18 protein-coding genes are annotated in these 24,561 nt (G+C 24.7%); 14 read left to right on the top strand and 4 right to left on the bottom strand.

Going from position 1 to position 24,561, the window contains the following annotated elements; translation table 4 throughout:
- Positions 1–22: 22 nt before the first annotated feature.
- The 7 genes from AACL04_RS03855 (at position 23) to AACL04_RS03825 (ending at position 12,190) form a co-directional block, all read left to right on the top strand.
- On the top strand, positions 23–547 hold the full coding sequence (locus tag AACL04_RS03855) for a ferritin-like domain-containing protein (protein WP_339029723.1): 525 nt from the start codon (positions 23–25) through the stop codon (positions 545–547).
- Between the two features lie 83 nt (positions 548–630).
- Entirely contained in the window at positions 631–4,488 is a 3,858-nt protein-coding gene (locus AACL04_RS03850; protein ID WP_339029721.1) for an AAA domain-containing protein, read from the top strand.
- 4 nt (positions 4,489–4,492) lie between these two features.
- Positions 4,493–6,766, top strand: a complete 2,274-nt coding sequence (locus AACL04_RS03845; protein ID WP_339029719.1) for a hypothetical protein — start codon at positions 4,493–4,495, stop codon at positions 6,764–6,766.
- 2 nt (positions 6,767–6,768) lie between these two features.
- Positions 6,769–7,860, top strand: a complete 1,092-nt coding sequence (locus tag AACL04_RS03840; RefSeq protein WP_339029717.1) for a hypothetical protein — start codon at positions 6,769–6,771, stop codon at positions 7,858–7,860.
- Positions 7,861–7,868: 8 nt separating this feature from the next.
- Positions 7,869–9,680 carry an AAA family ATPase gene (locus tag AACL04_RS03835; RefSeq protein WP_339029716.1) on the top strand — a complete coding sequence of 604 codons (1,812 nt, stop codon included), beginning with the start codon at positions 7,869–7,871 and terminating at the stop codon, positions 9,678–9,680.
- A 22-nt stretch (positions 9,681–9,702) separates the two neighbouring features.
- Positions 9,703–10,269, top strand: a complete 567-nt coding sequence (locus AACL04_RS03830) for a 4Fe-4S single cluster domain-containing protein (protein ID WP_339029714.1) — start codon at positions 9,703–9,705, stop codon at positions 10,267–10,269.
- A gap of 91 nt (positions 10,270–10,360) precedes the next feature.
- Entirely contained in the window at positions 10,361–12,190 is a 1,830-nt protein-coding gene (locus AACL04_RS03825) for a hypothetical protein (RefSeq protein WP_339029712.1), read from the top strand.
- Here the strand turns inward: AACL04_RS03825 and AACL04_RS03820 are convergent.
- A complete protein-coding gene (locus AACL04_RS03820) occupies positions 12,187–13,029 on the bottom strand; it encodes a bifunctional 5,10-methylenetetrahydrofolate dehydrogenase/5,10-methenyltetrahydrofolate cyclohydrolase (RefSeq protein WP_339029710.1) in 843 nt (280 codons plus the stop codon). The genes AACL04_RS03825 and AACL04_RS03820 overlap by 4 nt on opposite strands.
- Positions 13,030–13,070: 41 nt before the next feature.
- Between AACL04_RS03820 and AACL04_RS03815 the strand changes: the two genes are divergently transcribed.
- Entirely contained in the window at positions 13,071–14,633 is a 1,563-nt protein-coding gene (locus tag AACL04_RS03815; protein ID WP_339029708.1) for a formate--tetrahydrofolate ligase, read from the top strand.
- Positions 14,634–14,681: 48 nt separating this feature from the next.
- Here AACL04_RS03815 and AACL04_RS03810 read toward each other — a convergent pair whose 3' ends face one another.
- Complete coding sequence (locus AACL04_RS03810) at positions 14,682–16,040, bottom strand: FAD-dependent oxidoreductase (RefSeq protein ID WP_339029706.1); 1,359 nt, start codon at positions 16,038–16,040, stop codon at positions 14,682–14,684.
- A gap of 129 nt (positions 16,041–16,169) precedes the next feature.
- Between AACL04_RS03810 and AACL04_RS03805 the strand changes: the two genes are divergently transcribed.
- The 6 genes from AACL04_RS03805 to AACL04_RS03780 all read left to right on the top strand — a co-directional run bounded on the left by AACL04_RS03805 (position 16,170) and on the right by AACL04_RS03780 (position 22,257).
- On the top strand, positions 16,170–16,895 hold the full coding sequence (locus AACL04_RS03805; protein ID WP_339029704.1) for a hypothetical protein: 726 nt from the start codon (positions 16,170–16,172) through the stop codon (positions 16,893–16,895).
- 29 nt (positions 16,896–16,924) lie between these two features.
- Positions 16,925–17,650, top strand: a complete 726-nt coding sequence (gene nagB, locus AACL04_RS03800) for a glucosamine-6-phosphate deaminase (protein ID WP_339029703.1) — start codon at positions 16,925–16,927, stop codon at positions 17,648–17,650.
- Positions 17,651–17,741: 91 nt separating this feature from the next.
- The gene (gene tpiA / locus AACL04_RS03795) at positions 17,742–18,491 is read left to right on the top strand and encodes a triose-phosphate isomerase (RefSeq protein ID WP_339029702.1); all 750 of its coding nucleotides are present in this window, start codon (positions 17,742–17,744) and stop codon (positions 18,489–18,491) included.
- 9 nt (positions 18,492–18,500) lie between these two features.
- Entirely contained in the window at positions 18,501–19,319 is an 819-nt protein-coding gene (locus tag AACL04_RS03790) for an HAD family hydrolase (RefSeq protein ID WP_339029701.1), read from the top strand.
- A 2-nt stretch (positions 19,320–19,321) separates the two neighbouring features.
- Positions 19,322–20,908 carry a 2,3-bisphosphoglycerate-independent phosphoglycerate mutase gene (gene gpmI / locus AACL04_RS03785; RefSeq protein WP_339029699.1) on the top strand — a complete coding sequence of 529 codons (1,587 nt, stop codon included), beginning with the start codon at positions 19,322–19,324 and terminating at the stop codon, positions 20,906–20,908.
- Between the two features lie 926 nt (positions 20,909–21,834).
- Positions 21,835–22,257 carry a hypothetical protein gene (locus tag AACL04_RS03780; RefSeq protein ID WP_339029697.1) on the top strand — a complete coding sequence of 141 codons (423 nt, stop codon included), beginning with the start codon at positions 21,835–21,837 and terminating at the stop codon, positions 22,255–22,257.
- A 31-nt stretch (positions 22,258–22,288) separates the two neighbouring features.
- Here the strand turns inward: AACL04_RS03780 and AACL04_RS03775 are convergent, their stop codons facing one another.
- Together AACL04_RS03775 and AACL04_RS03770 are read right to left on the bottom strand one after the other, a co-directional pair.
- Positions 22,289–23,467 (bottom strand): hypothetical protein, encoded by a 1,179-nt coding sequence (locus AACL04_RS03775; protein WP_339029695.1) that lies wholly within the window; start codon positions 23,465–23,467, stop codon positions 22,289–22,291.
- 51 nt (positions 23,468–23,518) lie between these two features.
- The gene (locus AACL04_RS03770; protein ID WP_339029693.1) at positions 23,519–24,502 is read right to left on the bottom strand and encodes an NAD(P)/FAD-dependent oxidoreductase; all 984 of its coding nucleotides are present in this window, start codon (positions 24,500–24,502) and stop codon (positions 23,519–23,521) included.
- Positions 24,503–24,561: the final 59 nt, after the last annotated feature.

Raw genomic sequence — 24,561 nt, 5'->3', positions numbered from 1 at the left:
AAATTATTAAAGGAGGATTTTTATGGATAAATTAATTTTAAGTAATCTTCAAGATTACATTAACGAACATATTAAGATGCAATTAAATTGTTTTAATATGAGTAAAAAATGTGATGAACTTGGTTATCCAGGTTTTACACACTTTTTTCAAGTACAAGCTCAAGATGAATTTTTACATCAGAGAAGAATAATGAATTACCTTTTAGATAAGGGTCAAGGATATAAAATATCTTCAATAGAAATTAAAAATAAGGATTTTAAAAACATTGTAGAAATTTTGCAAGAGTACATTAGTTGTAGAACACATTTTGCAAAAATTACAGATGAATTCACAAAAAATGCAAAGGAAAAATCAGATTTTACAACAGTGAAATTCTATGAATGATTTGCAATTGATTTCTTTGAAGAAATCTCAGAAACAAATGATTTACTTGATTGAATTAGAATGTCTAATGGAAATCATTATGAAGTAGATAAAAAAGTATTAAAAAGAGAAAACCCAAATACTTTGGCAGTGATTGACCCATTTGCACCACATCAAGATTAAATTCTAATATCAGCCTTTTGGTTGATATTTTTTAATTAACTAAAAATGTTATAATAATTTAAGACAAAAGTGAGGGCTAATTTATGTCAAATATTATTGAAAATAATTCAGTTAAAGAAATAATATTAGACTTCTCTTTTTTACAAAATGTTCAATTTAAGGAAAATCCATCTAGCTTAGATCAAATAATAGAGCAACTAGATATAAGAGGCATAAACACTTGTGTGGAGTTTCAAAACTTTTTGAGAAGTTCTCTTGCTAAAAAATCTTTTATCTGTCTTTTGGACAACAAAACTAGACAGTTCTCTAAAAAAGATAAAAACAAATCTTCTTATAATGGAATTATAAGAATTGAGTTGGACTCAAAAAATCAAAGTCTTTTACCCGAAGGAACTTATCTTGGATTTTATGTAAACATTGATACTATGAATGCTTCTCTTATTATAAGTTCTATATTTATGACAAGATTAAAACCAGTAGCTCAAGAATTTGAAACAATAATACAAGAATCACAAATTCTAATAATTAGAAATCAAGGTCAAATTAAAGATGAAGAGTTAATTAGAAGAAATGTTTTAAATTCTTCTAATCTTTCTGAAATAGGAAAGTTACTATCTACATTTGAAGAAGAAAAAGATAAATGACTAAACTATTTAGAATTTAGTGACGATTTATTAAAACTAGATAGAAAAAAATCTTTACCTTATTTGGGTTTAAACTATCAAAAGGTAATGAGAATAGATAAAATTTATTTTGACTCTAACTTATTCGAATATGAGATTAAAGAATTTAAAACTAGAGCATATAAATATTTATTAGTAAATTCAGAATCTTATTTAAAAAATAAAAGAATTCCATATCAAATTTCTTATGTAGTTACTTTGGACCTTTTAACTGATGAATTAGAAAAAATTAATAGAATTAAAAAAACAAAAGACTTATCTCTTGTACCAATAAAAATGAATAAAAATATTTTAACTACGCATGAACTTATTAAAAATATTCATGAAATTTTTGATTTCGATCTGGATAAAATTAATGAAATTAAAAATATATTGCAAGTATCAAATATGCTAGGTGTTTGAGAGGAAGAAATAAGTTTTGCAAATTATTGAATGAAAAATAGCAAAAATATTTTTCTTGGAGAAAAAAATGAGTTTGATATATTAATGAAAAATAACCCAAAAGAAATGCAACAATGAAAAGTCAAAAAAATAAACTTTGAAATTGAGCAAGATTTTGATGAGGCAATATTTTCAAATAGTAATTTAGAATCTTTAAGTTCAGGATACATTGCATATACTGGAATTGGTGAAGATGTTCTAATCGAAAGATCTAAACAAGTAATAAAAAAAGTTTCAGAGGGAAATACAAAAAATCCTTATTTAATAAATTATTTATTTAATACGAAGCTAGTAGAATTATCAGAGGTTTCAAATGATATTAAAATAGAAGATACAGAATTTAATTTTAGTTTAAATGCTGAACAAAAGGATGCGGTAAGAAAAGCTGTTAATACAAAAGATATTTTTCTTTTACAAGGACCTCCTGGAACTGGAAAGACTCAAGTAATTAGTGAAATAATAACTCAATTAGCAAAAATGAACAGAAAGGTTCTTATATCAAGTCAGAATCATGAAGCCATTAAAAATGTTGTTGATAGATTACCAATTGACCCCAATATTAATAAAATAAGATTAACAAATCAATTAAATATAAAATCACAATCTTCAAATGGTTATTCACCAGATAGAGTTCTTTACAATTACTATAAGGCTATTGGAAAAAGAGCTTTTGATGATATGAACAATGATGAAAATTTAATAAATGAGTTTAATAATTATAAAAGTGAATTAGAAAGATTAATAAACGCGAATAAAAGTTTTTATCAAAATAATAATCAGGTTAGAAGTATTCAAGAAAAAATAGATGATTTAAATAATCAAATAACAGCCTTTAAAGAAAAAAATCTGGAGAAGGTTAGATCAAAAAATTTATTAAAAGAGGAATTAATAAATGTAATAAATTTAATTGAAACTATAGGGACAAAAGAATTTGATGCCTTAATTAATGTTGGTGAAAAAATAATTAATTGTTATGAAAACTCAATTAAATTTGAATTAAATAATTTTGTTTATATAAATTTAAATTTTGATCCAAAGGATTTTTTAAACCCTTACTTATTAATAAAGGAAATTGTAAATGAAGTTTATTATAAAAATGAATCTTTTTTAGAGATTAAAAAATCAAAATTAATTTTAAACAAGTACAAAAGAAATGCTGATTTTGATTTAGCTGAAAAAGAAGAAAGCAGAATTGAAGGTCTGGAGCAAATTTTAAGAACTGATATTAAAGTTAATGAATTAAATAAAATATTTGAATCTTTTTTAGTTAGTCTAAGAAATTTAAAAGTAGAAATAGAATTAAGATTACAAAATAAAGAGAATGAAGTATTTTCAGATTTTGATTTAGATAAATTTGAAATTGAAAAAAATCAATTGATAGTTACAAAAAATAATCTAGCTGAAAATGCTGGTTCAAGTGCTAGGGAACTTAGAGAATTAATAAAAGTAGTTAATGATAAATTTTCATTAGACCTTGGTCTAACTGATATTGATTTAGAAGAGCAAGTAAAATCGGAATTAAAAAATTTAGAGAAAAAATTGAAACATGGTAGAGTAAGAAAGGAAAACTTTTCGCAAATGTACTCTTCAATAATAAAATATTTAAATGACAATTATAAAATAACAAATAATTTTGAGGAAGAACTTGCATCAAAGAATTTTACAGGCCAAACTTTTAAAGATAGTCAAAAATACATAAAAACTATTTTGGATAACTTAGTTAACGTATATTCAATGACACTAACATCTACAAATTTATTTAAATTTACAAAAGATAATTTTGCCAATAAATTAGGGTTGGAGGAATTAAATTTAAGAAACATGGATGTTGATGTAGTTATAATTGACGAGGCTTCAAAGGCTACTATATTGGAAATCTTAATGCCTTTAATCTATGGTAAAGCTTTAATATTAGTAGGTGATTACAGACAATTACCACCAATATTAAAATTACAACCAAATGATGTTGAAGATGTTAATAAACATTTTAATAAAGATTACAATTATAATTTAATGTATGAATTATTAGATGATTCCGCATTTAAGAAACTTATATCTGCAAAAAATAAAAATATAACTACTATTCTTAAAACTCAATATAGAAGTCATGAGCAGATTATGGAAATTGTAAATAAATTTTATGATGGTCAGCTAAAAGTTGAGTCACAAGTAAGCGAACAAAAAAGACATGACTTAAAAATTATTAATCATTTTAATAAAGAAATAATTAACTCAAGGAATTCTTCTTATTGAGTTGATTCTACATATAATGCAAAAAATGAAATTAGTTATGAACAAACTGAAGATTTTTCAACTAGTTTATTTAATGATTTAGAAATAAAATTAACCAAGCAATTGTTAATTAAAATTGATAAAGCAGTTTTAGAAAAAAAACAAAAATTAAAACCAAGTGTTGCTGTAATTAGTTTTTATGGACTACATGTAAATAAACTAAAAAGAGAGATCAATATTGCTAACTTTAAAAATATCAATATAGTAATTAATACAGTTGATGATTTTCAAGGAAAAGAAGCAGATTATGTTTTAGTAAACTTAGTAAGAAATCCAGAAAAATTATCAACTAAATCTGGAAGAGACTTTTTAAAAAAATATGAAAGAATAAATGTAGCTTTTTCAAGAGCAAGAGAATTATTAATAATAATAGGAGCTCAAAGAGCAGTTAATGATATAACTGTTAAGATACCAACTATTGATGACCCAAGTGTTTCAAATAGTTATCAAGTTTATGCTGATATAATATCAAAACTTGACTTTGAAGGTTGTTTACTTAAACCCAATGAAATAATGGAGGAATAGAGATATGATATTTAATAAAATTGAAATTCAATATGAAAAATTTTATATACCATTAAAAATAAAGTATTCTGAAATAAGAAAACCTACATTTATGGAATTTTTAATTTTATTAATTATAATAGAACATCCCAATAAAAATAAAAATATTAATGATATTTTGGAAGAAGATTTTAATATTAAAAATAAAATTCTTTTTGAGAGAGCTTTAAGAGAGTTAATAAATTTTAAGGTAATAGAAATTGGTCAAAATAAAGTTGGCGTGGGACTATTAAATATGAATACACCAATTAATAATTTTTCAATTGATTTAAAATTAAAAGAAGAGTTTAAAAAGGGAACTTATACAATATCTCAAGATAATAAATTTCAAGATATAAAATTTTATATAGATCCTGTTTATAAGAATAAAGAAGTTATTAAAGAAATTAATTGAAAAAAAAGAGTAAAAGATGTTAAATTTACTCACAAACTTTCCACAACAATTGATAAAAAAGAATTTTCAAATAATGAGTGACTTTATAATTCATGTTCTGACTTTATAAGCCAAAATCCTGACATTTTTGGAGATAACTCTTTTTTAAGGGATGTTATAAATGAAGGTCAGGAATCAATAAATGATGTTAGTAATTTTGAAAAGTATATTCAAAATGATACAGCAGCAATAGAAGCTTGAATTGAGTTATTTGATAATGGTACTTATAAAATTAAAACTGAAAGTATTTTTTTTGATGACTATTTAAGATTCAATCCTAATATGGCATTAGATATTTTAAAAAGTATTTTAAGTAAGTATGATGAAAAAATAAAAAAATTATTTATGCCAGAGTTACACATAAAAAATAAAAATGACTTTATGTCTAACCCAGACTTATTTTCAAATTTAAATATTAAAACAAGCTATAATTTAATGCTAATAAATGATCAATTTATAAAATCAGATGATGAGATTATAAAGAGTAAAGAGTTAGCAAAAAATATTGAAATAATTATTTTCTATAATTCCAAAAGAAATACAAAAACAATAAGTGTAATAGATAATAAACTAATTTTTTATGTTGGTCATATTGAAAATGAAATTTTTCAAAATAATTCTTTTGTTTATTTGGATTCAAAAAATATAGCGAACAGTTTTTTATTGGCAAATAAATCTTTTGATTCTATTAATATTAATATTCCTGTTATTTATAAATATAAAAACCCAACCGAGCCGCTTGATTTAGCAAATTTATTTATATCTAGTATAGATAATGTCTTAGAAAAATTTGAAGACTCACTTATAAATAAAAAATATGATATATCAATGAATATATACTTAATTTTGGAACGTCTTGGTTTAGAAGAAAAGGTATCTGTAATTCTTGAAGAGTTTTTACTTAAGACAGTTGATTTTGGACAAAATTATAATGCTATGAAGCAATATTTAGCAGAAAAAACCGATAGAAAATTATCTCTAATATTAGAAAGAGTTGCAAAAAATTTAATTATAAAAATATCTAATGAAAGAACAGATGATGAGTTGTTTGATATATTAGAAAATTATCAATTTATTGATACAAAAAATATATTGGATATATTTGACAAAATAAATATGCAAAGTACAATTGAAAATATTTATAGAATTAATAGTTATTTAGAAAAAAATTCAATTGATGGTTGAAAATATAATGTTAGAGATTCTTTAGGTGTCTTAACAAAATACTTCAAAACAAATAATAGAGCAGAGATGTTTGTTGATAATAAATATAACTCTGATGTATGAGCTCAACATGCTCAAACTTTAAATATCATTGGAAGAATAACTAAAGAATTATATATTTCTAACTATAAATTTGTAGAAGAAAATTATAAATTTTTATTGGATTCTATTATAGAGTTGGTTGGTAACTCATTAGATATTGAAAATTTTGATCAGTATCTTTTAAACTTATCTGACTCATTAACAGATTTTTATAGATATTATTACAAATATAAAAGTGAACAGTTTCTTCAGAAAACAGAAGAGATAATAGATTATAAAGTTAAAATTATGGCTGGAAATTATATAAATAAAATAGAAAATGATATAAACGAATTTATAGATAAAAAAATATATAATATGCCAATTGAGTTAAAATTAATATGAGTTAAAAATGTTTTAAATAGGCCTGAAATTGTAGATAAGATTTTAAAAAATAATGATAACTATTATAAAAAGGCTTTAAATATTATTTTTGGAAAAGAAAGAAAATACACACAAACTGATTTATCAAAGTATACTAATATGTTTGGAGGAAAATAAGCATGAGTATGTCAGCTGAAGAAATTTTAATTAATTGTGAAAAACAGTTTTCATTTATCAAAAAAGATATTGATGTATTAATCGAATATATTATTGAATTAATATCACATTGTGAACAAATTGATAATTCAGGATTCTATAAAAAAGAAATTGAAAAATTGTTAGAAGAATTAAGAAAAGAAGAAAAGGATTTAGCAAGAAATACTTATGAAAGAGAACTTTCTACAAATACGCATGTTGCAATTGAAACTTATCATGAGATTCAAAGATATGCAGAGAGAAAACGTGATACGATAGCTGAATTTAAAGCTCAGGTGGTTAGTTTAAAAAGAGATGTATTAATAAAAGAACAAGAAAATATTTTAAAAGTATTTACTAAAGATAATTTTAAGGATCTAATAAATTTTAAAAATGAATTAATTAGTAAATATAAAAATGAAAAAGATAAGATTTACATTAAAGAAATGTTTGAAAAAAATCAGCATATAATAATTAATAAAAAACCTGAAGAAATAATTAATTTGATAACTGAAGAACTAAAGCAGTTTAAAACTTCTAACAGAGTAATGAGTAAGGAAATAGTTGAAAATTCAATTCAATTATATAAAGAGGATTCGGATGTATTAATTGCTATTAAAGATCAGGCTAATAAATTAATTTCTTTAAAAGAAACAAAAAATTATCAAAAAGATATAAAAGATTATTTTATAATTTCATCAAAATTGGCAGAACAAGAAGCAATTAGAAAAGATAATGTAATAAAAATCGTTAAGTCAATAAGAGAAGTTGGTTATATAGTAAAAGAAGAAAATATAAGAAAAATAGAAGAAAAAAATCTAATCCTTATTCATGGTGAAAAACTGACTGGTGAAACAGCAGACTTTGTTGTAAAATTAGATGGAAGTTTTGTTTATAATTGAGAGGGATTTGAAGGTCATGAGCATGATGCTGATGCTCAGGCTTTTTTAAATAGGCTTAAAGAATTTAACTTACATTCAAGTAAAGAATTTAATAAGCAGTATAGAGAACCAAAATATATTGCTAAAAACAAGCAAAATATAAATAACAAAAAAAATAATAACTCAAGTAAGTAGGTGAATTTATGAGTGTAAATAGAGAATTAAACCAATTAAAAAATTTAATAGGTATTAAAAAGGCAATTATAATTGAGGGTAATATAGATGATATTTATGAATTCGAGGGTAAATATGTAAACATCCACGATATAATTTTTAGTATTTTTGATCAAAAAAAATACTCTGATAAATTTATTTTTGACCAAAATTCTGGCCTAAAAGGAAAAAAAATAACTAGTCTAATAACTAGTTCTTCAAGTAAATTAAGTAGCGCAGAATTTATTGGTAATGAGTTCGATGAGCTATTTAGTGGTGATATTGATAAAAGTGATTTTAAAGATCATTTAGTTCTAAAAAAACCAATTGATTTCTTTACTCTTTTAAATAAAAATATTAATAGAGAAGATGAAAGAAAAATTGGTTTTGTAGCAGATTATACTAATTTTGTTTTTAGTGACCAAGGATTAGATGTTGATGATAGAGCTATTTTAACAGAATTTTCAAAGACATTAAAAGAATCTAAATTCTCAATTTCAAGGATTGATGAACTAACAAATTGTATTGTTTTTTTAACTAAGAAAATAAATCAATTACCACCTAGTTTATACTTAGATAATCCTGAAATTATTATTTCAACATTACCAAAACCAAGTAGAGCTGAAAGAAAGCAATTTTTATCTACAATTAAATTAAGAATTCAAGTTACAGATATATCAACTGAGTTTGAAAATATAGTTGATGCAACAGAAGGTTGAACACTTAAAGAATTATCTCATTTTGCAAAGTTTAGCTGTAATTTTGCAACACCACTTACTTTTAATAAAATGTTTAATATATATAATTATGGAGAAAAGACTTCACCATGAGAAGAATTAAGTTATGAAAAAATGTTGACTATAAAACAAGAACTTTCTTCAAAAGTTATTGGACAAGATGAGGCTGTTGCAAAAGTAGCAAAAGTAATTTATAAGGCCTATACTGGACTTACTGGAATAACTTTTTCTTCAAAAAGAAGTAAACCAAAGGGAACTTTATTTTTTGTAGGTCCAACAGGAACTGGAAAAACAGAACTTGCAAAAGCTATTACAACTTTTTTATTTAATGATGAGGCAAACCTTATTAGGTTTGATATGTCAGAGTATGGACAAGAAAATGCAGATCAGAAATTAATTGGAGCACCTCCTGGATATGTAGGTTTTGAGGGTGGAGGACAATTAACAAATTCAGTAAAAGAAAAGCCATTTAGTGTAATTTTATTTGATGAGATCGAAAAGGCAAGCCCCAAAATATTTGATAAATTTTTACAAATTCTTGAAGATGGGAGATTAACGGATAATACTGGCCAAACAGTTAGTTTTAGTGAGTCGTTTATAATATTTACTTCAAATATTGGAGCAGCAGAAGTTGATCCCAATCAAAGTGCAAGCGAAGTTCATAATCAATTTATAAAAAAAGTTCAAAATCATTTTACAAATGAATTAAATAGACCTGAGCTTTTAGGTAGATTTGGAAATAATATAGTTCCTTTCAATTTTATAAAGGATTTAAATTTAAAGGCAAAAATAATACGTCAAAAAGTAAAACCAATTCAAATTGCAATTTATGAAAAGTATAAAGCTGAACTGCATATTGATTTAACTGATAGAACTTTAATTGAAATTATATTAAAAAATGCTGATGAAAGAAGAGGTGGAAGAGATGTTTTAAATTCTCTTGAAACTAATTTAGTAGATCCACTTTCAGAATTTATATTTCAGAATTTAAAAAACATAAGAACTGGAACTAAAATTTTAACTTCAACAAATGAAGGAAAAATAATATTTAATATTAATGGCTAATTTAAATATTGGAAAATTTCTTATGAATAGTGAAATTGAAGGACCAGGAATTAGGTTTGTTATTTGATTTCAAGGTTGCACTATAGGATGTAATGGATGTTCGAATCAGGAATTATTAGGTTTAGAAAAAAAGATGTTTATGCCAAATGAGTTTATTTATGAGAAAATCTTAGAGGCAAAGACTTTATTTAATATTGAAGGTATCACTCTAATTGGTGGGGAACCTTTTTTACAACCGGATGGTTTAAAGGAACTTGTTATTTGAAGTCAAAAAAATAATTTATCAGTAATTTGCTTTACAGGATATATTTATGAACAAATGTTAGAAGAACATAATGATATTTTAAAAAATATAGATATTTTAATTGATGGACCATTTATTATGAAACTTTTAGATAAAAATAGAAGACTTATTGGTAGTAAAAATCAAAGAGTAATAAAAATAACAGATAGATATAAAAATTGTGATTATTTTGAACAACCACATTCAGAAGTTGAGATTCAAATCTATAATGATAGACTTTCAATGAATGGAGATGGTGTTATATTTGATAATGAAAATGGAGAGTTTAACTTTAAAATAAGATAGAAGGAAATAATTATGAGCTTTTTAGTTAAGAGTATGGTGAACTTCTTTTCGTTTTCTCTTTTATAAATTTATAAAAGAGAGGATATAGAAAATGAATAAAAATGTCAGTAATAAGATTTTAGATCTTACTTCGAGTGCTATGATGATTTCATTAGCAATGTGTTTAAAACTAATTTTTTCACCTTTACCAGGTGTAGACTTAACACTTTTAATTATTCTACTAACGGCATTGTTTTTGAAAGCTAATATTTCAATTTTATCAACAATTGGAATATCACTATTAAGTTTATTAATGCCAATAGATATTATTTTAAGCATTTGTACAATTGCAATTTACTTATTTTTTAATATAACTATAATTTTATTTAGACATTTTTTATTAAAAAACAAAATTGTAGTTTATATAATTGCACCAGTATTTGCTCTAATGATTACATCCTTATATTTGCTAGTATCAATTTTTACGTATGGTAAGACTGAAGGTTACTCATTATATTTAACACATTTACATGAGGCTTATATAATATTTTTTATGTACTGTGTAATAACACCCTTCTTATTAAAAAGATTTCAAAATCTATTTTTAAAAATTGAAGGAAGATATTCATCTATATATAATATTTCATTCAAAAAATATATTGAAGAAAGTGAGAATAACATTTTGAAGATTTCAGATAAAAAAATGAATTATAATATTCAATTGGCATCTATGATTATTTCAATGATGATTTTAATAAGTTATTTTAGTTTTGTTCCATATAAAATGGTAACTAAATTCAATGATATTAATTATTTGGCAGCAATAATAATTGTTCCTATAATGATGTTATTTATAACTCCATCGTGAATTAAATTAGCTAAAAAAGTTGGTAATTTAAATATTTTAAAAATTAACTCAATTGGATTATTGTTTGCTTTGGTATTTACATTTAGTTCATTTGAAACAAATAATTTTACTCTGGCTAATTCATTATTATTTACTGGATTAATTATGTTTGGAATTTTTGTAGCAGGGCTGTTACCAATAAATATTGAGATTATAAAAAGTTTTGAAAGAAGGAATGGATTAAAAAATAAAACCTCTAAATATAATTCTATTTTTGGTTTTTTATTACTACCAATACCTTTTCTAATAAATTATTACTCAAAAAGTTTATACATATTATTCTTATTTATAGCAGTAATGTTTATTCTTATTAGTTTATTCTTATTTAATGCAAATATTATGTCTGAGGGAAATGTGTTAAATATTAATAAGGATTCTTTTAAAACATTAAAAAGTAATAAGAAATTTTTTACTGAGATATTTATTCAAAATTATTTTATAGGATTTTTTAAATTTCTAGATTGATCCCTAGTATTGTTCTTTTTTCTAAGTTTTGAAAATAATAAAATTATTATAAGCACTGAAATAAAAAATACGTCATTATTATTATTTTTAATCTTTGGATTTATTTCAAAATATTTAGCTCAAGCAATTTTTGGAACAATTAAATTTAAAAATAGTAATGTAAATAGAATAGCAATGCTATTAACTATAATATCTGTTATTGGGTTTATAAGTTTTTTAATAGCAAGTATTTATGTCAATTTCTCAAGTATAAATAATGTTTACTACTCTTTATTAATTATTCTAATGTTTATATTTGGAACTGCTTATGCTTTAATTGAAAAAACTAAAGCTAAAAGATTTAAAAGTATTGTCACCGACGAAGAGTTTTCATTAGCTATGATTATTGATCATGTTATGGGGAATGCTTTCTTTTCATTAATTATTGCTAGTATATTTTTTATGATTATTTTATTAACTAAGGCTTCTATATTAGGGATGATTTTACTTATGTCCTCTTTTGTAGTTATTGCTTCAGTTTTATTAATAACAAATTCTTTATTAAAAAATAATAAAAAGGAGAACAATTAGTTCTCCTTTTGACTATAAAGATTAAATGTATTTTCTAATAAACAAGATATAGTCATAGGACCAACGCCACCTGGAACAGGTGTAATATATTTAACAATTTTAAATACCTCATCAAATTTCACATCTCCACAATACTTGCCATCCACGAAATTAGCACCTACATCAATTATTGTCATTCTATTATTCACAAAATCTTTAGTAACTAAGTTTGCAACACCAGCAGCACTAATTAGAACATCTGCATTTTTACAAATACTTTTTAGATCTTTTGTTTTAGTATTGCACACCGTAACTGTAGCTGATTTATTAATAAGCATATTAGCAAGAGGTTTTCCTACAATATTGCTTCTTCCAATTATTACAATATTTGCCCCAATTAAATTAATTTTTTTTCACTCTAGTAACTTTATAATTCCATAAGGTGTTGCTGGGTAAATATTTGATTTATTTAACATTACGTTTCCTAAATTTACAGGACTGAAGCCATCAGCATCTTTTAAAGGAGAAATTGTATCTGTAATTTCTCTTTCATTAATATGTGAAGGCAATGGAAGTTGTACAATTATCCCATCAACTGTTAAATCTTTATTTAATTTTTCAATTTCTCTAATTATTTCACTTTGTTTAATACTTTCCTGATACTTTTTTAACTCTCCAATTATTCCTACTTTTTTACAAGCATTCAACTTATTTTTTATGTACTTATTACTTGCAAAATTATCGCCAATTTGAATTATTGTTAATTTTGGTTTTCTTTTTCCATTTATTTGCTCTATACTATTTTTGAGACGAGTATTTAATTCCTGAGCATAAAATTTACCATCTATTATTTTATTCATGACTTAAATCCTTTCTAAGAAACATTCTAAAGGTGATTATAATGGAAAAAATCTTAAAAGTATTAAATAAGCTAAAAATTGATCAAAAAGATTTTGATTTTTATGGCAAAAATATTGTAAAAATTAACTATGAAAAGTATATGAATAATAAAAAGGGTAAGTTAATATTGATGACTTCAATAAATCCTACTCCAGCAGGAGAAGGTAAAACAACTACAGCAATTGGTTTAGCTGATGGAATGACTCATATTGGTAAAAATGTAATTTTAGCTCTTAGAGAACCTAGTTTAGGACCAGTATTTGGTAGAAAAGGAACTGCAACTGGTGGAGGAGAAAGTGAAGTTATTCCAATGGATGAAATTAACTTACACTTTACTGGAGATATTCACGCTATTACAACAGCAAATAATTTAATCTCAGCACAGATAGACTCTGAAATTTATTGAAATAGTGATATTAAAATTGATCCAAATCAAGTTATATGAAAAAGATGTTTGGATTTAAATGATAGAGCTCTAAGAAATGTTGATATTAAAATAAGTAGTAAAATTTCTAGAAAAGAACAATTTACAATAACTGCAGCAAGTAATATGATGACAATTTTAAGCTTATCTAAAAGTTTAGAAGATTTAAGAATTAGATTAGATAATTCTCTAATTGCCTATGATTTAAAAGGGAAAGAGATATTTTTAAAGCAATTAAAAATTACAGGATCTCTAATGGCTATTTTAAAAAATGCAATTAAACCAAATTTAGTTTTAACAAAATATGATACTCCGGCTTTAATTCACTGTGGTCCCTTTGCAAATATTGCTACAGGAACAAACTCAATTATTTCAACAAATTTAGCATTAAATTTATCAGATTATTGCATTGTTGAATCAGGGTTTGGCAGTGATTTAGGATTTGAAAAATACATCAATGTAGTAAATCAAGATAATGATTTAATCCCAGATTGCACAGTAATGGTTGTCACTTTAAGAGCACTAAATTTGCACAAAGATTTTGAAAATAATTTTGATCATTTAGAAAAACATTTAAAACATGTTAGCCAATATAATTTAAATTTAATTGTTGCAATAAATTTTATTGAAAATGATAGTTTAGAGCAATTGGAGCAATTGAAAAAATGATTAGATGATAATAACTATTTATGAGAAATGAATGAAGCTTATATTAAAGGAGCAGTAGGCGCTCAAGCCTTGGCTAAAAAAGTAGCTGAAATTTGTGATATCAAACAAAATTTTAAAATTTTAATTAAGGAGAAAGAAAAAATAGAAGAAAAAATAAAAAAAATAATCAATGATTTTTATTATTTGAATGATTTTGAAATTAGCAAAAAAGCTCAAGAAAAAATAAATTCTATTAATAAAACAGTATATAAAAATCTTCCAGTATGTATGGTTAAATCAGCAAATTCAATTGATGGAAATGATGATAAACTAAAAAACTATAGAATTATTGTTGAGGATGTAATTGTAAATAGTGGAGCTAAATTTATTCTCGTTTATACCAATAATGTTATGAGCATGCCTGGATTAAATAAAACTCCAAATTCAAAAGATATTGATTTACAAAATGGTATAGTTTTAGGATTAAAATAGAAGTAAAAAAAATGGAATTCAAATTCCATTTTTTTTACTATTTATAAATTATTTTTTAAAATAATTTAATCCTAAAACTTCTAAACTAGCTAATGTAATAAAATTATATGGTTTATTAAAGTGAGGCAAGAAGAAGATATCAACTAATGGCAATTCATCAATTGTAAGTCCTTTTTGAATTCCTAAAGCAAACATATACATAACTTCTGTATGGTTATTTACAGAAGCAACTTGTGCCCCAATAATTCTTCTTGATTTTTTCTCTCAAATAATTTTAATTCATACGTCTTTATAAGTTGACATAAATTCAGGTCTATCAGAATCTTTAAACATAACTTCTTCTACATCAAGTCCAAAGCGTTTACATGCTTCCATAGAAATACCAACTGAAGCCATTTTTCATCCAAATACTTCAATTCCATTTGCTCCAGTGAATCCTGGGCTTTTTAATTTATTTCCTTGAGTAATGTTAGCTGCTGCTAGGATACCAGTTCTTACAGCAGTAGTTGCTAATGCGATTTGAGTATCTTTTTTCATTGAACAGTTGTAAACTTGAGCACAGTCACCAACTGCATAGATATCTTTGTTAGAAGATTGCATAAATTCGTTTGTTTTAATTGCTCCTCTTTCATCAAGATCAATTACACCTTTTAATAATTGTGTTTGAGGAATAACTCCAACAGAGAATACTACGTAATCAACTGCAATTTCACCTTTGTCTGTAATAACTTTAGTTACTTTTCCGTTTTTTCCTTCAAATTTAACAACTTTTTGTCCAAGAGCTAAGTTAACTCCTTTTTCCTTCATTGTTTCTTCTACTAATCCAGTAAATTCACTATCATAATAAACTGGCATAATTCTATCTGCAATATCGATTAATGATACTTTTTTCTTGTTTTCAACAAAAGCATCCACTAATTCAACTCCGATGTATCCAGCTCCAACAACAGCAACTTTTTTAATTGCAGGATTATCATTAGCAGCCTTAATAACTTTTGCATGGTGGAAATTCTTACAAATTTGAACACCTTCTAAATCAATTCCTTCAATTGGAGGGAATATTGGTCATGTACCTGATGCTATTACTAATTTGTCGTAATTATCATCAAATTCTTCTCCTGTTTTTAAATTTTTTACTCTAATTGTTTTTTTCTTTGCATCCATACCAATTCATTGGTGTTGCATTTTAACATTAATATTTTCACTTTCTAGAATTTCAGGTGAAGCATAAAATAAACCATTTGGGTCTTTTACTTCTCCTCTAACTCATAAAGCGATTCCACAACCTAGAAATGATATGTTATCATTTTGATCATAAGTTGTAATTTCCATGTTTTTATCTAATCTTCTTAAAGTTCTAACTGCTGTTGTTCCAGCATGATTAGTTCCAATTACTATAGTTTTCATTTGTTTTGCTCCTTAATCTTTTTACATTATAATAATATATGAATAATGTAGCAATTTTAAAAGAATTGGAAGAATTTCTTTAAAATAAAAATGAATGTAAATAATTTTTTAAATAAAAGGTGGTAAAAAATGTTTTTAAGAGTAAATGGAGATATAAGCTATTATCTAAAAAGATCAAGTTTTATTAAGTATTTTGATGAAAATAATCTTTCTAGAAAATCAAAGTGATATATTAAAAGAGTTGAAAAGAAAATAAATGATAAAAATACATTTACTTATTTTAAACATTGAATTCTTTGAAGATGAATAAATGCCAACTTTAAACTTTCAGAAGGTTTTATTGGTAAACTAAAAAGAAATTTAAAAAAATTAGAATTAACTTTAAATTCTAAAGAAGAAAGATTTATTAGAGATATGGAAGAATTGGTTTTTAACTCTTGAAGGCCCCTAAAACAATTTCCAGTTAGATTTCAACTAGAAAAGAAAGAAAGAATAAATTTAATTCAAACTAGTGTAAATATCCACAACTATAATCCAGAAGTTGCTGAAAAAAAGATTCAATTAATGGGAACTTATGATTGTTATTTTTCAAATCAAAATATTTTTTTAACTGATAGTAATCAAAATGTTCTTAAAACAATTGAATTTTCTTCAATTTTAGATGTATCCATTGAAACATTTGGAGTGGTCATCTCTATTAAAAATAAAAAATACTTATTTAGAGGAAAAAATAGATTGCTTACCTATGTATTATTACAAAGAATGATTCCAAGATTAGGTCTTAAATTAGAAGCCACAGAAGGGTTATATAATTATTTTGATTTTTGAAATAAATTAATTTCAAAAATTAGTTAATATATGAATATAAGAGGAGAAGGATACTTATGAAAATTATAAAAATTAGTGATAACAATGAAGCAGGTATAATTGTAAGTGATTTAATATTAAATGAAGTTAAGTCTAATTCTAATATTGTTCTAGGTTTAGCAACAGGAAGCTCACCTATTACAACCTATGAAAATATTATTGTTAAATCAAAAGAACTAAATATTGATTGAAGTAAAGTTACAACTTTTAATTTGGATGAATATAAAGAATTAAGTTCAGAACATAGTCAATCTTATAGATACTTTATGAACAATAAACTTTTTGATCATATTAATATTGATCAAAAAAATACTTTTGTACCAAGTGGAATGATTGAAACTAATAATGAAGCACAAAAATATGACGAATTAATTTCACAAAAGGGTGGAATTGATTTACAACTTTTAGGTTTAGGAATTAATGGTCATGTTGGTTTTAATGAACCTGGAAGTGATTTTGAGGGACTAACTTCAATAGTTAAATTAACAAAATCTACTATTGAAGCAAATTCAAGATTTTTTGAAAATGAAAATGAAGTACCAACTCAAGCTATATCAATGGGTTTGAAATCAATCATGAATGCAAAAAAAATCATTTTAATTGCAACGGGTTCAGCAAAGGCAGAAGCTGTTAAAAACTTAGTAGAAGGGCCAATATCAAAAAATTGACCTTGTTCAATTTTGTTAAATCACAAAGATGTAACAGTAGTAATTGACAATGAAGCTGCTAGGTTATTAAAATAAGTTAACTCTTAAGGGGTTTTTATTTTAATTAATTTGCAACATTATAATATGGTGTAAAATTATAGTGTAATCATTAGAGGAGCATATAAAAATGAGAAATAAAATTATTGTAGGAAACTGAAAAATGTTCAAAACAAACTCACAAGCAATCAAATTTATTAAAGCTGTGGATTCAAAAGTTAAAGTAGATAAAAATATTATTGCAGGTATCGCTGTGCCTTCAATTATGCTAAGCGATGTACAAAAAGTTGCTAAGAATATAGCAATTGCAGCACAAAATTGTTACTTTGAAAAAGAAGGAGCATTTACTGGTGAAATATCAGTTCCAATGTTGCAAGATTTAGGTATTAAATATGCAGTTATTGGTCACTCAGAAAGAAGAGATCTTTTTGGTGAAACTGATGAGATGATAAACAATAAAGCAAAAAGCTTATTAGCAGCAAATATAACTGCAATTTTATGTTGCGGAGAAAGTTTGAAAACTTATGAAAGTGGTAAAACAATTGAATGAGTTAAAAATCAAATTACTAATGGATTTGCAGGAATATCAGCTCAAGATGCTAAAAAAGTAGTTATTGCTTATGAACCAATTTGAGCAATTGGAACTGGAAAAGTTGCAACTCCACAAATAGCTCAAAATGTTTGTAAAGAAATAAGAGATATTATAAAGGGACTTTATAATCCAGAAGTTGCAGATGAAATTTTAATTCAATATGGTGGAAGTGTTAAACCAGAAAATATTAAAGAAATTTTAGAGCAAGCAGATATAGATGGAGCACTAGTTGGTGGTGCATCATTAATTGAAGATTCTTATCTTGGATTAGTAAATTACAAAGGTTAATTTATAAATATGAATTATAAAATTTTAGCTTTAGATATGGATGGTACGACTTTTAAATCTTTAGATGATATTGTAATGGAAAATGTTGAACCAATCAATCAAGCCATTGAAAAAAATATAAAAGTGGTTTTTGTAACTGGAAGACCAATTCACACAAAATTAAATAGGTTAGAGTTATTTAATTTTAAAAATGATGGAGCTATTTTTGCTGCCTTTAATGGAGCATTAATTTATGATTTAAAAGAGAATAAAGTAATCGATGCAAATCCAATTGATAAAAAGATAGCTCTTAAAGCTTTTGAAATTTTAAAAACTGATAAAGACTTTAGCGAAATAGAACTTTGAGCATATACTGTAAATGATAAATTGAGTTATATTAATATGCCAATTGAAAAAGGAAAAGTTTTAAAACATGAAACTCATTTTTTTGACTATGAACCTGTAGTTTATAATTCAAGGATGGAAATGTTAGATTGTCATAAAATCTTGACAATGAATACTAATAAAAAATATGTAGAAAAATTAAGAGAAATTGGTTTAGAGGTTTCTTGAACAGAAGGTTCATTAGCAGGAGAAGTTACTAAAAAAGGTATTAATAAAAAATATGCATTAGAATTTTTATCTAAAAAGTTTTCTATTAAAAAAGAAGAAATCTTGGCAATGGGTGATGGTGCAAATGATGTTCCAATGTTTGAATTTGCAGGATTATCAATAGCTCCTGCAAATGCACATGATGAAATTAAGGCAAAGGCAACTGAAGTATCTCAATATACAAATTTAGAAGGTGCTGTGGCCAAAGCAATAAAAAAATATATACTAGGAGAGTAAAAATGAAAACAAAAAAACCAGTAGTATTGGCAATATTAGATGGATGAGGAATTGCAGAACAACAAGAAGGTAATGCTGTTTTTCAAGCAAACATGGAGTTTGTAGAAAGTCTTAAAAAGCAATATCCGTGAGCAAGTTCTCATGCAAGTGGTGAATGAGTTGGACTTCCAGAAGGACAAATGGGGAATTCTGAAGTAGGTCATATTCACTTAGGAGCGGGAAGAATTAAGTATGAATCATTAACACTAATTAATAAAGCAATTAGTGATAATAAATTTGAGTCAAATGATGAAATTCAAAAGGCAATTAAAAACTCATTAGATAAAAATAGTGCTTTTCATATAATGGGGTTATTTTCTGATGGTGGAGTTCATTCACATATGAATCATATGTTTGCAACTTTTAAAGCTGCTGCAAAGGCAGGAGTTAAAGAAATTTATATTCATTTATTTACAGATGGAAGAGATACAAAACCAACTGTTGCTTTAAATTACTTAGAACAATTAAATGCTTTATTTAAAGAATATAAAGTTGGACAAGTAGGTTCAATTTCAGGAAGATTCTTTTCAATGGATAGAGATAAAAGAATGGAAAGAGTTGCAGAGGGTTACAAATCATTAGTAGATAGAAATTGTGAAAATTCATTTACAGATCCTGCAAAATATATTCAGTCTCAATATGATTTAGGAAAAGATGATGAAGGTATCTTGCCAGCTTATAATAAAACTTGTGAAAATGGTTTTGTAAAAAAAAGTGATACACTGGTTTTTATAAACTTTAGACCAGATAGAGCAATTCAAATGGCAAGTACATTTACAAATAAAAATTATGAAGCGTGAAGTGATCCAGACTTTAAAAATTTAACTTTCTTAGGTGATCAAATATATTTCTTATGTATGATGGAATATTCAGATTCAGTTAAATCAAATCATATTGCTTTTAAATCAATTGAGGTAATCAATGGTTTAGGTGAATGATTAAGTAAAAAGGGTTATAAACAATTAAGAATTGCTGAAACTGAAAAGATAGCTCATGTTACTTTCTTTTTTGATGGAGGAAAAGATTATTTTAAAAATGGTTTAGCAACACAAGAAGAAATAAAACTTAAAGGTGCTTCAATTGATTTAATTGCTTCACCTAAAGTCGCAACTTATGATTTAAAACCAGAAATGTCTGCAGTTGAAATTACTGATAAATTAGTTGAAAGAATAGAGTCACAAGAGTTTGACTTAATTGTTTTAAACTATGCTAATTGTGATATGGTTGGACACACAGGTGATTTACAAGCAGCAATTAAAGGTGTAAAAACTTTAGATAAACAATTAGAAAGAGTTTATCAAGCATGTGAAAAAAATGGCTCAACAATGATTATTACAGCTGATCATGGTAATGCTGAAATTATGATTGATAAAGAAGGTGGACCTAACAAAAAACATACAAGCCAGCCAGTACCAATTATAATAACAGACAAGTCAATTAAAATTAGAAAAAATGATGCTGCAATTGCTGATGTAGCAACAACAATATGTGAAATTCTTGGAGTAGAAACTCCAAAAGAAATGACACAACCATCATTAATTGAAAAATAAAAAAATAGAAAACCTGATACAAATCGCATAAGGTTTTCTATTTTTCTTTTTAAAAGACTATATACTAAATCAATGGTTGTATTATAATCTATTATTCACTTACATTTGGGTTATCTTGGATTGCTCAATCATACATTTTATTTAGATGGTCTTTTGTTTTATGATTAATTCATACACTTTCAAGAGCCTAACCTAAACTTTTTCAACATTTCTTTATTTAATGCTTTAAATTTAATTTTTTTCCATTTTTATTCTCTAGTTCTTTTTCATAATTTTCATTAAATTGATATATTTTATATTCATATACTGTCTGTCAAAACATATATATCATCTTTCTGCGAATATTCTGAGTTATAATTATATTTAATTCATTCATTTTCCTGTTCTTTATCTGTGATATTTGCATAATCAATTCCTAAAATATATTTCTTTCAATCTTCATGCACTCTATTTTTGAAATTATCAGATTTTTCTACAGTTAATATGAAAGACTTTTCAATTTCTTCAATATTTTTTGGTTAATCAGTTGTTATAAAGTAGCCTTCATCCTCAATTGCACTTTCACAACTAATAATATTTAAACTGGGCATAACTGCTAATGATATAGAAGATAATGTTTATAATAAGTTTTTCAAAATTCACCTCTTAAAAAATTTTTATAATAAAAACTTATTTTTTAAATATTATTATGATTTATTAAAAAATGAAGCAATAGTGGGTGAAGAAAATCAATATCAATTAAAACCTAATTTCTATGCAATAAGTGAACAATTTAATAATTTTCTACAAGCATAAGGATAATTTAAGGATGTTTTAAAATATCATAGAGTTCAAGACCAGAATTATTTTGCCACAATGGTAAATTACTTACAAATATTTATGAATAAACTAAAGAAAAAAGTAACCTGAGTCTTAAAAAAGATATATTGCTTATAATTTTTTGTCAATCAATAGAAAGAGGAAATTCAGAAGAAAAAACAATTAGAATATTAAAAATTACTATTTCATTACAATCAAAAATAACGTATAAAAAAGAAATAAATTCATACAGTAATGTTAAAAAGTCTTATGATTCAGTTATTTCTGATTGAATGTATTTAGTTTATAAATTAAAAGATATAAAAACTAATAGCTACATTTATTATGCTTCTCAGGAAATGGCTTTAAAATCAGCTCTTTCAAATGCTAGAGTCAATGGTGATGTAAATAAAACATCAATTGATAAATATATGTATACTTATAATGATTCTTTAGCTGGAAAAGAAATTAGTGTAATTTTTTATAACAATGATATTAACTCAGCTATTGATAAAATTTTACTTAAAATGATACTAAAAGGCGAGTTTTAAATTAATTTTAAAGTTTTATTTAAAAAATTTGTTATTTATTGAGTAACAAACTTTTTTTATTTTCTGTAACTCTGTCAAAGATAATAGGAATAAAAATTATTAAAGATAAAAAATAAATATGTATTAAAAAGAAACCAGAAAAAGCTGATGAGACGAATTCAATATTTTTATTTTCATATATTTTAAGTAATTTTAATATTGTAACTATTGTCATTATGAGATTAGTTCCCAATGAGAATAAGTATAAGAGAATATATGCTATATAATATAATTGATTGTCTTTTTCACTGAAGTTATAATTTGAAAATATTGTTAACTTATAAATTGAAGTTGAGATAAAAATTAAACCCAGAAAAATTTTTGAATAAGCAATTATTTTTTCTTGTTGAGATAAAACAATTATCTCTTTATTTTTAGTTACTTTTTTTTCTTTTAAAAAAGTATTATTAATTCATATTAATAAATATTGACACAAAGTAATTAAAAGTAAACAACCTATAGAACCAATTACAATAAGTTCTAATCCATTAAGAACAAATGGGTTAAAGAAAAAATAGGGGGTTGACAGAACACTAACAGATAAATCTAAAACTCATTCATGGTTTTCCTGAATCCAAATAATTTCATTATTTGGAGTTTGCATAATAAAATGCTCAGTACCTAAATTATTCATTATCAGCATTCTAATTAAAACAAAAAATAAATAAAACATTGGATATATTCAACCTATTAATAAATTTTTTTTATATCAACTTTTTATATCAATTTGTTCTTTTTTTACTATAAAAAAATAGTAACCCATAGCAATTAAATATGTTACAAGATGTGTAGTAACTGTAATAAATCACTTAATAAAAGTATTATATTGATTAGATCATAATACTAATGGATATTCTTTTGAACCTGATAAAGCAGACCAAAAGAGCACCATTGTTAAAGTAAAATAACTTAAAAAATTAATTCAGGCAACTTTTCCTGGTTTTCATAAACCCCATTTTCCATTTAAAGCAACAAATAAAAAGAATATAAAAAACATTCAGTTTGTTTGCGTAGTTCAAAAAGCCATATCTGCAAAAATCTTATTTCATCATGCAAAAATATGATATCTAGGTGCAGGATCAATCTGAGCCATAGTTGCAGAGAGCATTAAAAAAGCAAAAAAATAAATAAAAAAGATATATCATGCTATTATTTTCATTCTGTTTTTCATTTTATTCTCTACCTCTAATTAAATTTTTATTGAACATTAAATTTTTATTTTTTATCAACCATTATTTACAACTTTTCTATTTTTTAGAGTTTTTTCAATATGTATAACTGCTTGCATAGATTCATAAACTCCAGAAACTAAGTTTCTAACTTTTGTAGGATAAATGCAACAATCACCAGCTGCATAAATTCCAACTACATTAGTTTGCATAGTATAATCTACTTCAAATCTATTTAAATTATTTATATTTAATTTTAAATTTTCAAATTTTTGCTTCTCAATTGTTTGTCCAAATTGAACAATAATTGAGTCAAATTCTAGATCTAACTCCTCATTTGTATTAATATTGCTTATTTTTATTTTTTTTGCAATATCTTTATTATGCTCTAAAATTTTAACAAAATTATATGGTGTTAAAAATACAACATTATTTTTTTGTGCCTCTTCAATACTTGCTGGTTTTGCTCTAAATTCTTCTCTTCTGTGAATTATAGTAACTGATTTAGCAATATTATTGCTAAGTTCATTTGCTCAATCAAGTGATGAGTCACCTCCACCAAAAATTAATACATTATGGTCTTTAAAACCACTCATATTTGTAATTGAATAAAATATATTATCATAATCTTTTTTAACTAGTGGTATTGGTTTAGATAAGCCCATACCATCTGTAAAAAGAATTCTTTTATATTTTTTCTTTTTTTTATTAGAAAATTTAACTTCAAATCAATTATCATGGCCAATTTCTTCTGGTTTTATTATATTTATTTCTAAAACATAGGTATTATAAATTGCCATAATTTCATTATCTTCTTTTTTAATTGCCTCATACATTTGATCCATAGCTTCTTGCGCTTGAATTTTTGGAATTGCTGGAAAATTATAAATATATTTTTCTGGATAATAGGTACTAACTTGACCACCATATGTGTCTTTTGACTCAACTATATCACCAGTTAATTTTAATTCGGCTGCCATTTTTCAAGCATATAGTCCCGCAGAACCACAGCCAATTATTAAAATATCTTTAACCATAATTACCTCCAAAATAGTGCAAATTCATTATATCATATATACATATAGGCAAAGGAGTA

Origin of the sequence: Spiroplasma endosymbiont of Cantharis nigra (genome assembly GCF_964019925.1) — a bacterium.
Taxonomy (GTDB): Bacteria; Bacillota_I; Bacilli_A; order Mycoplasmatales; family Mycoplasmataceae; genus Spiroplasma_A.
This window is presented reverse-complemented; position numbering and strand designations above follow the sequence as displayed.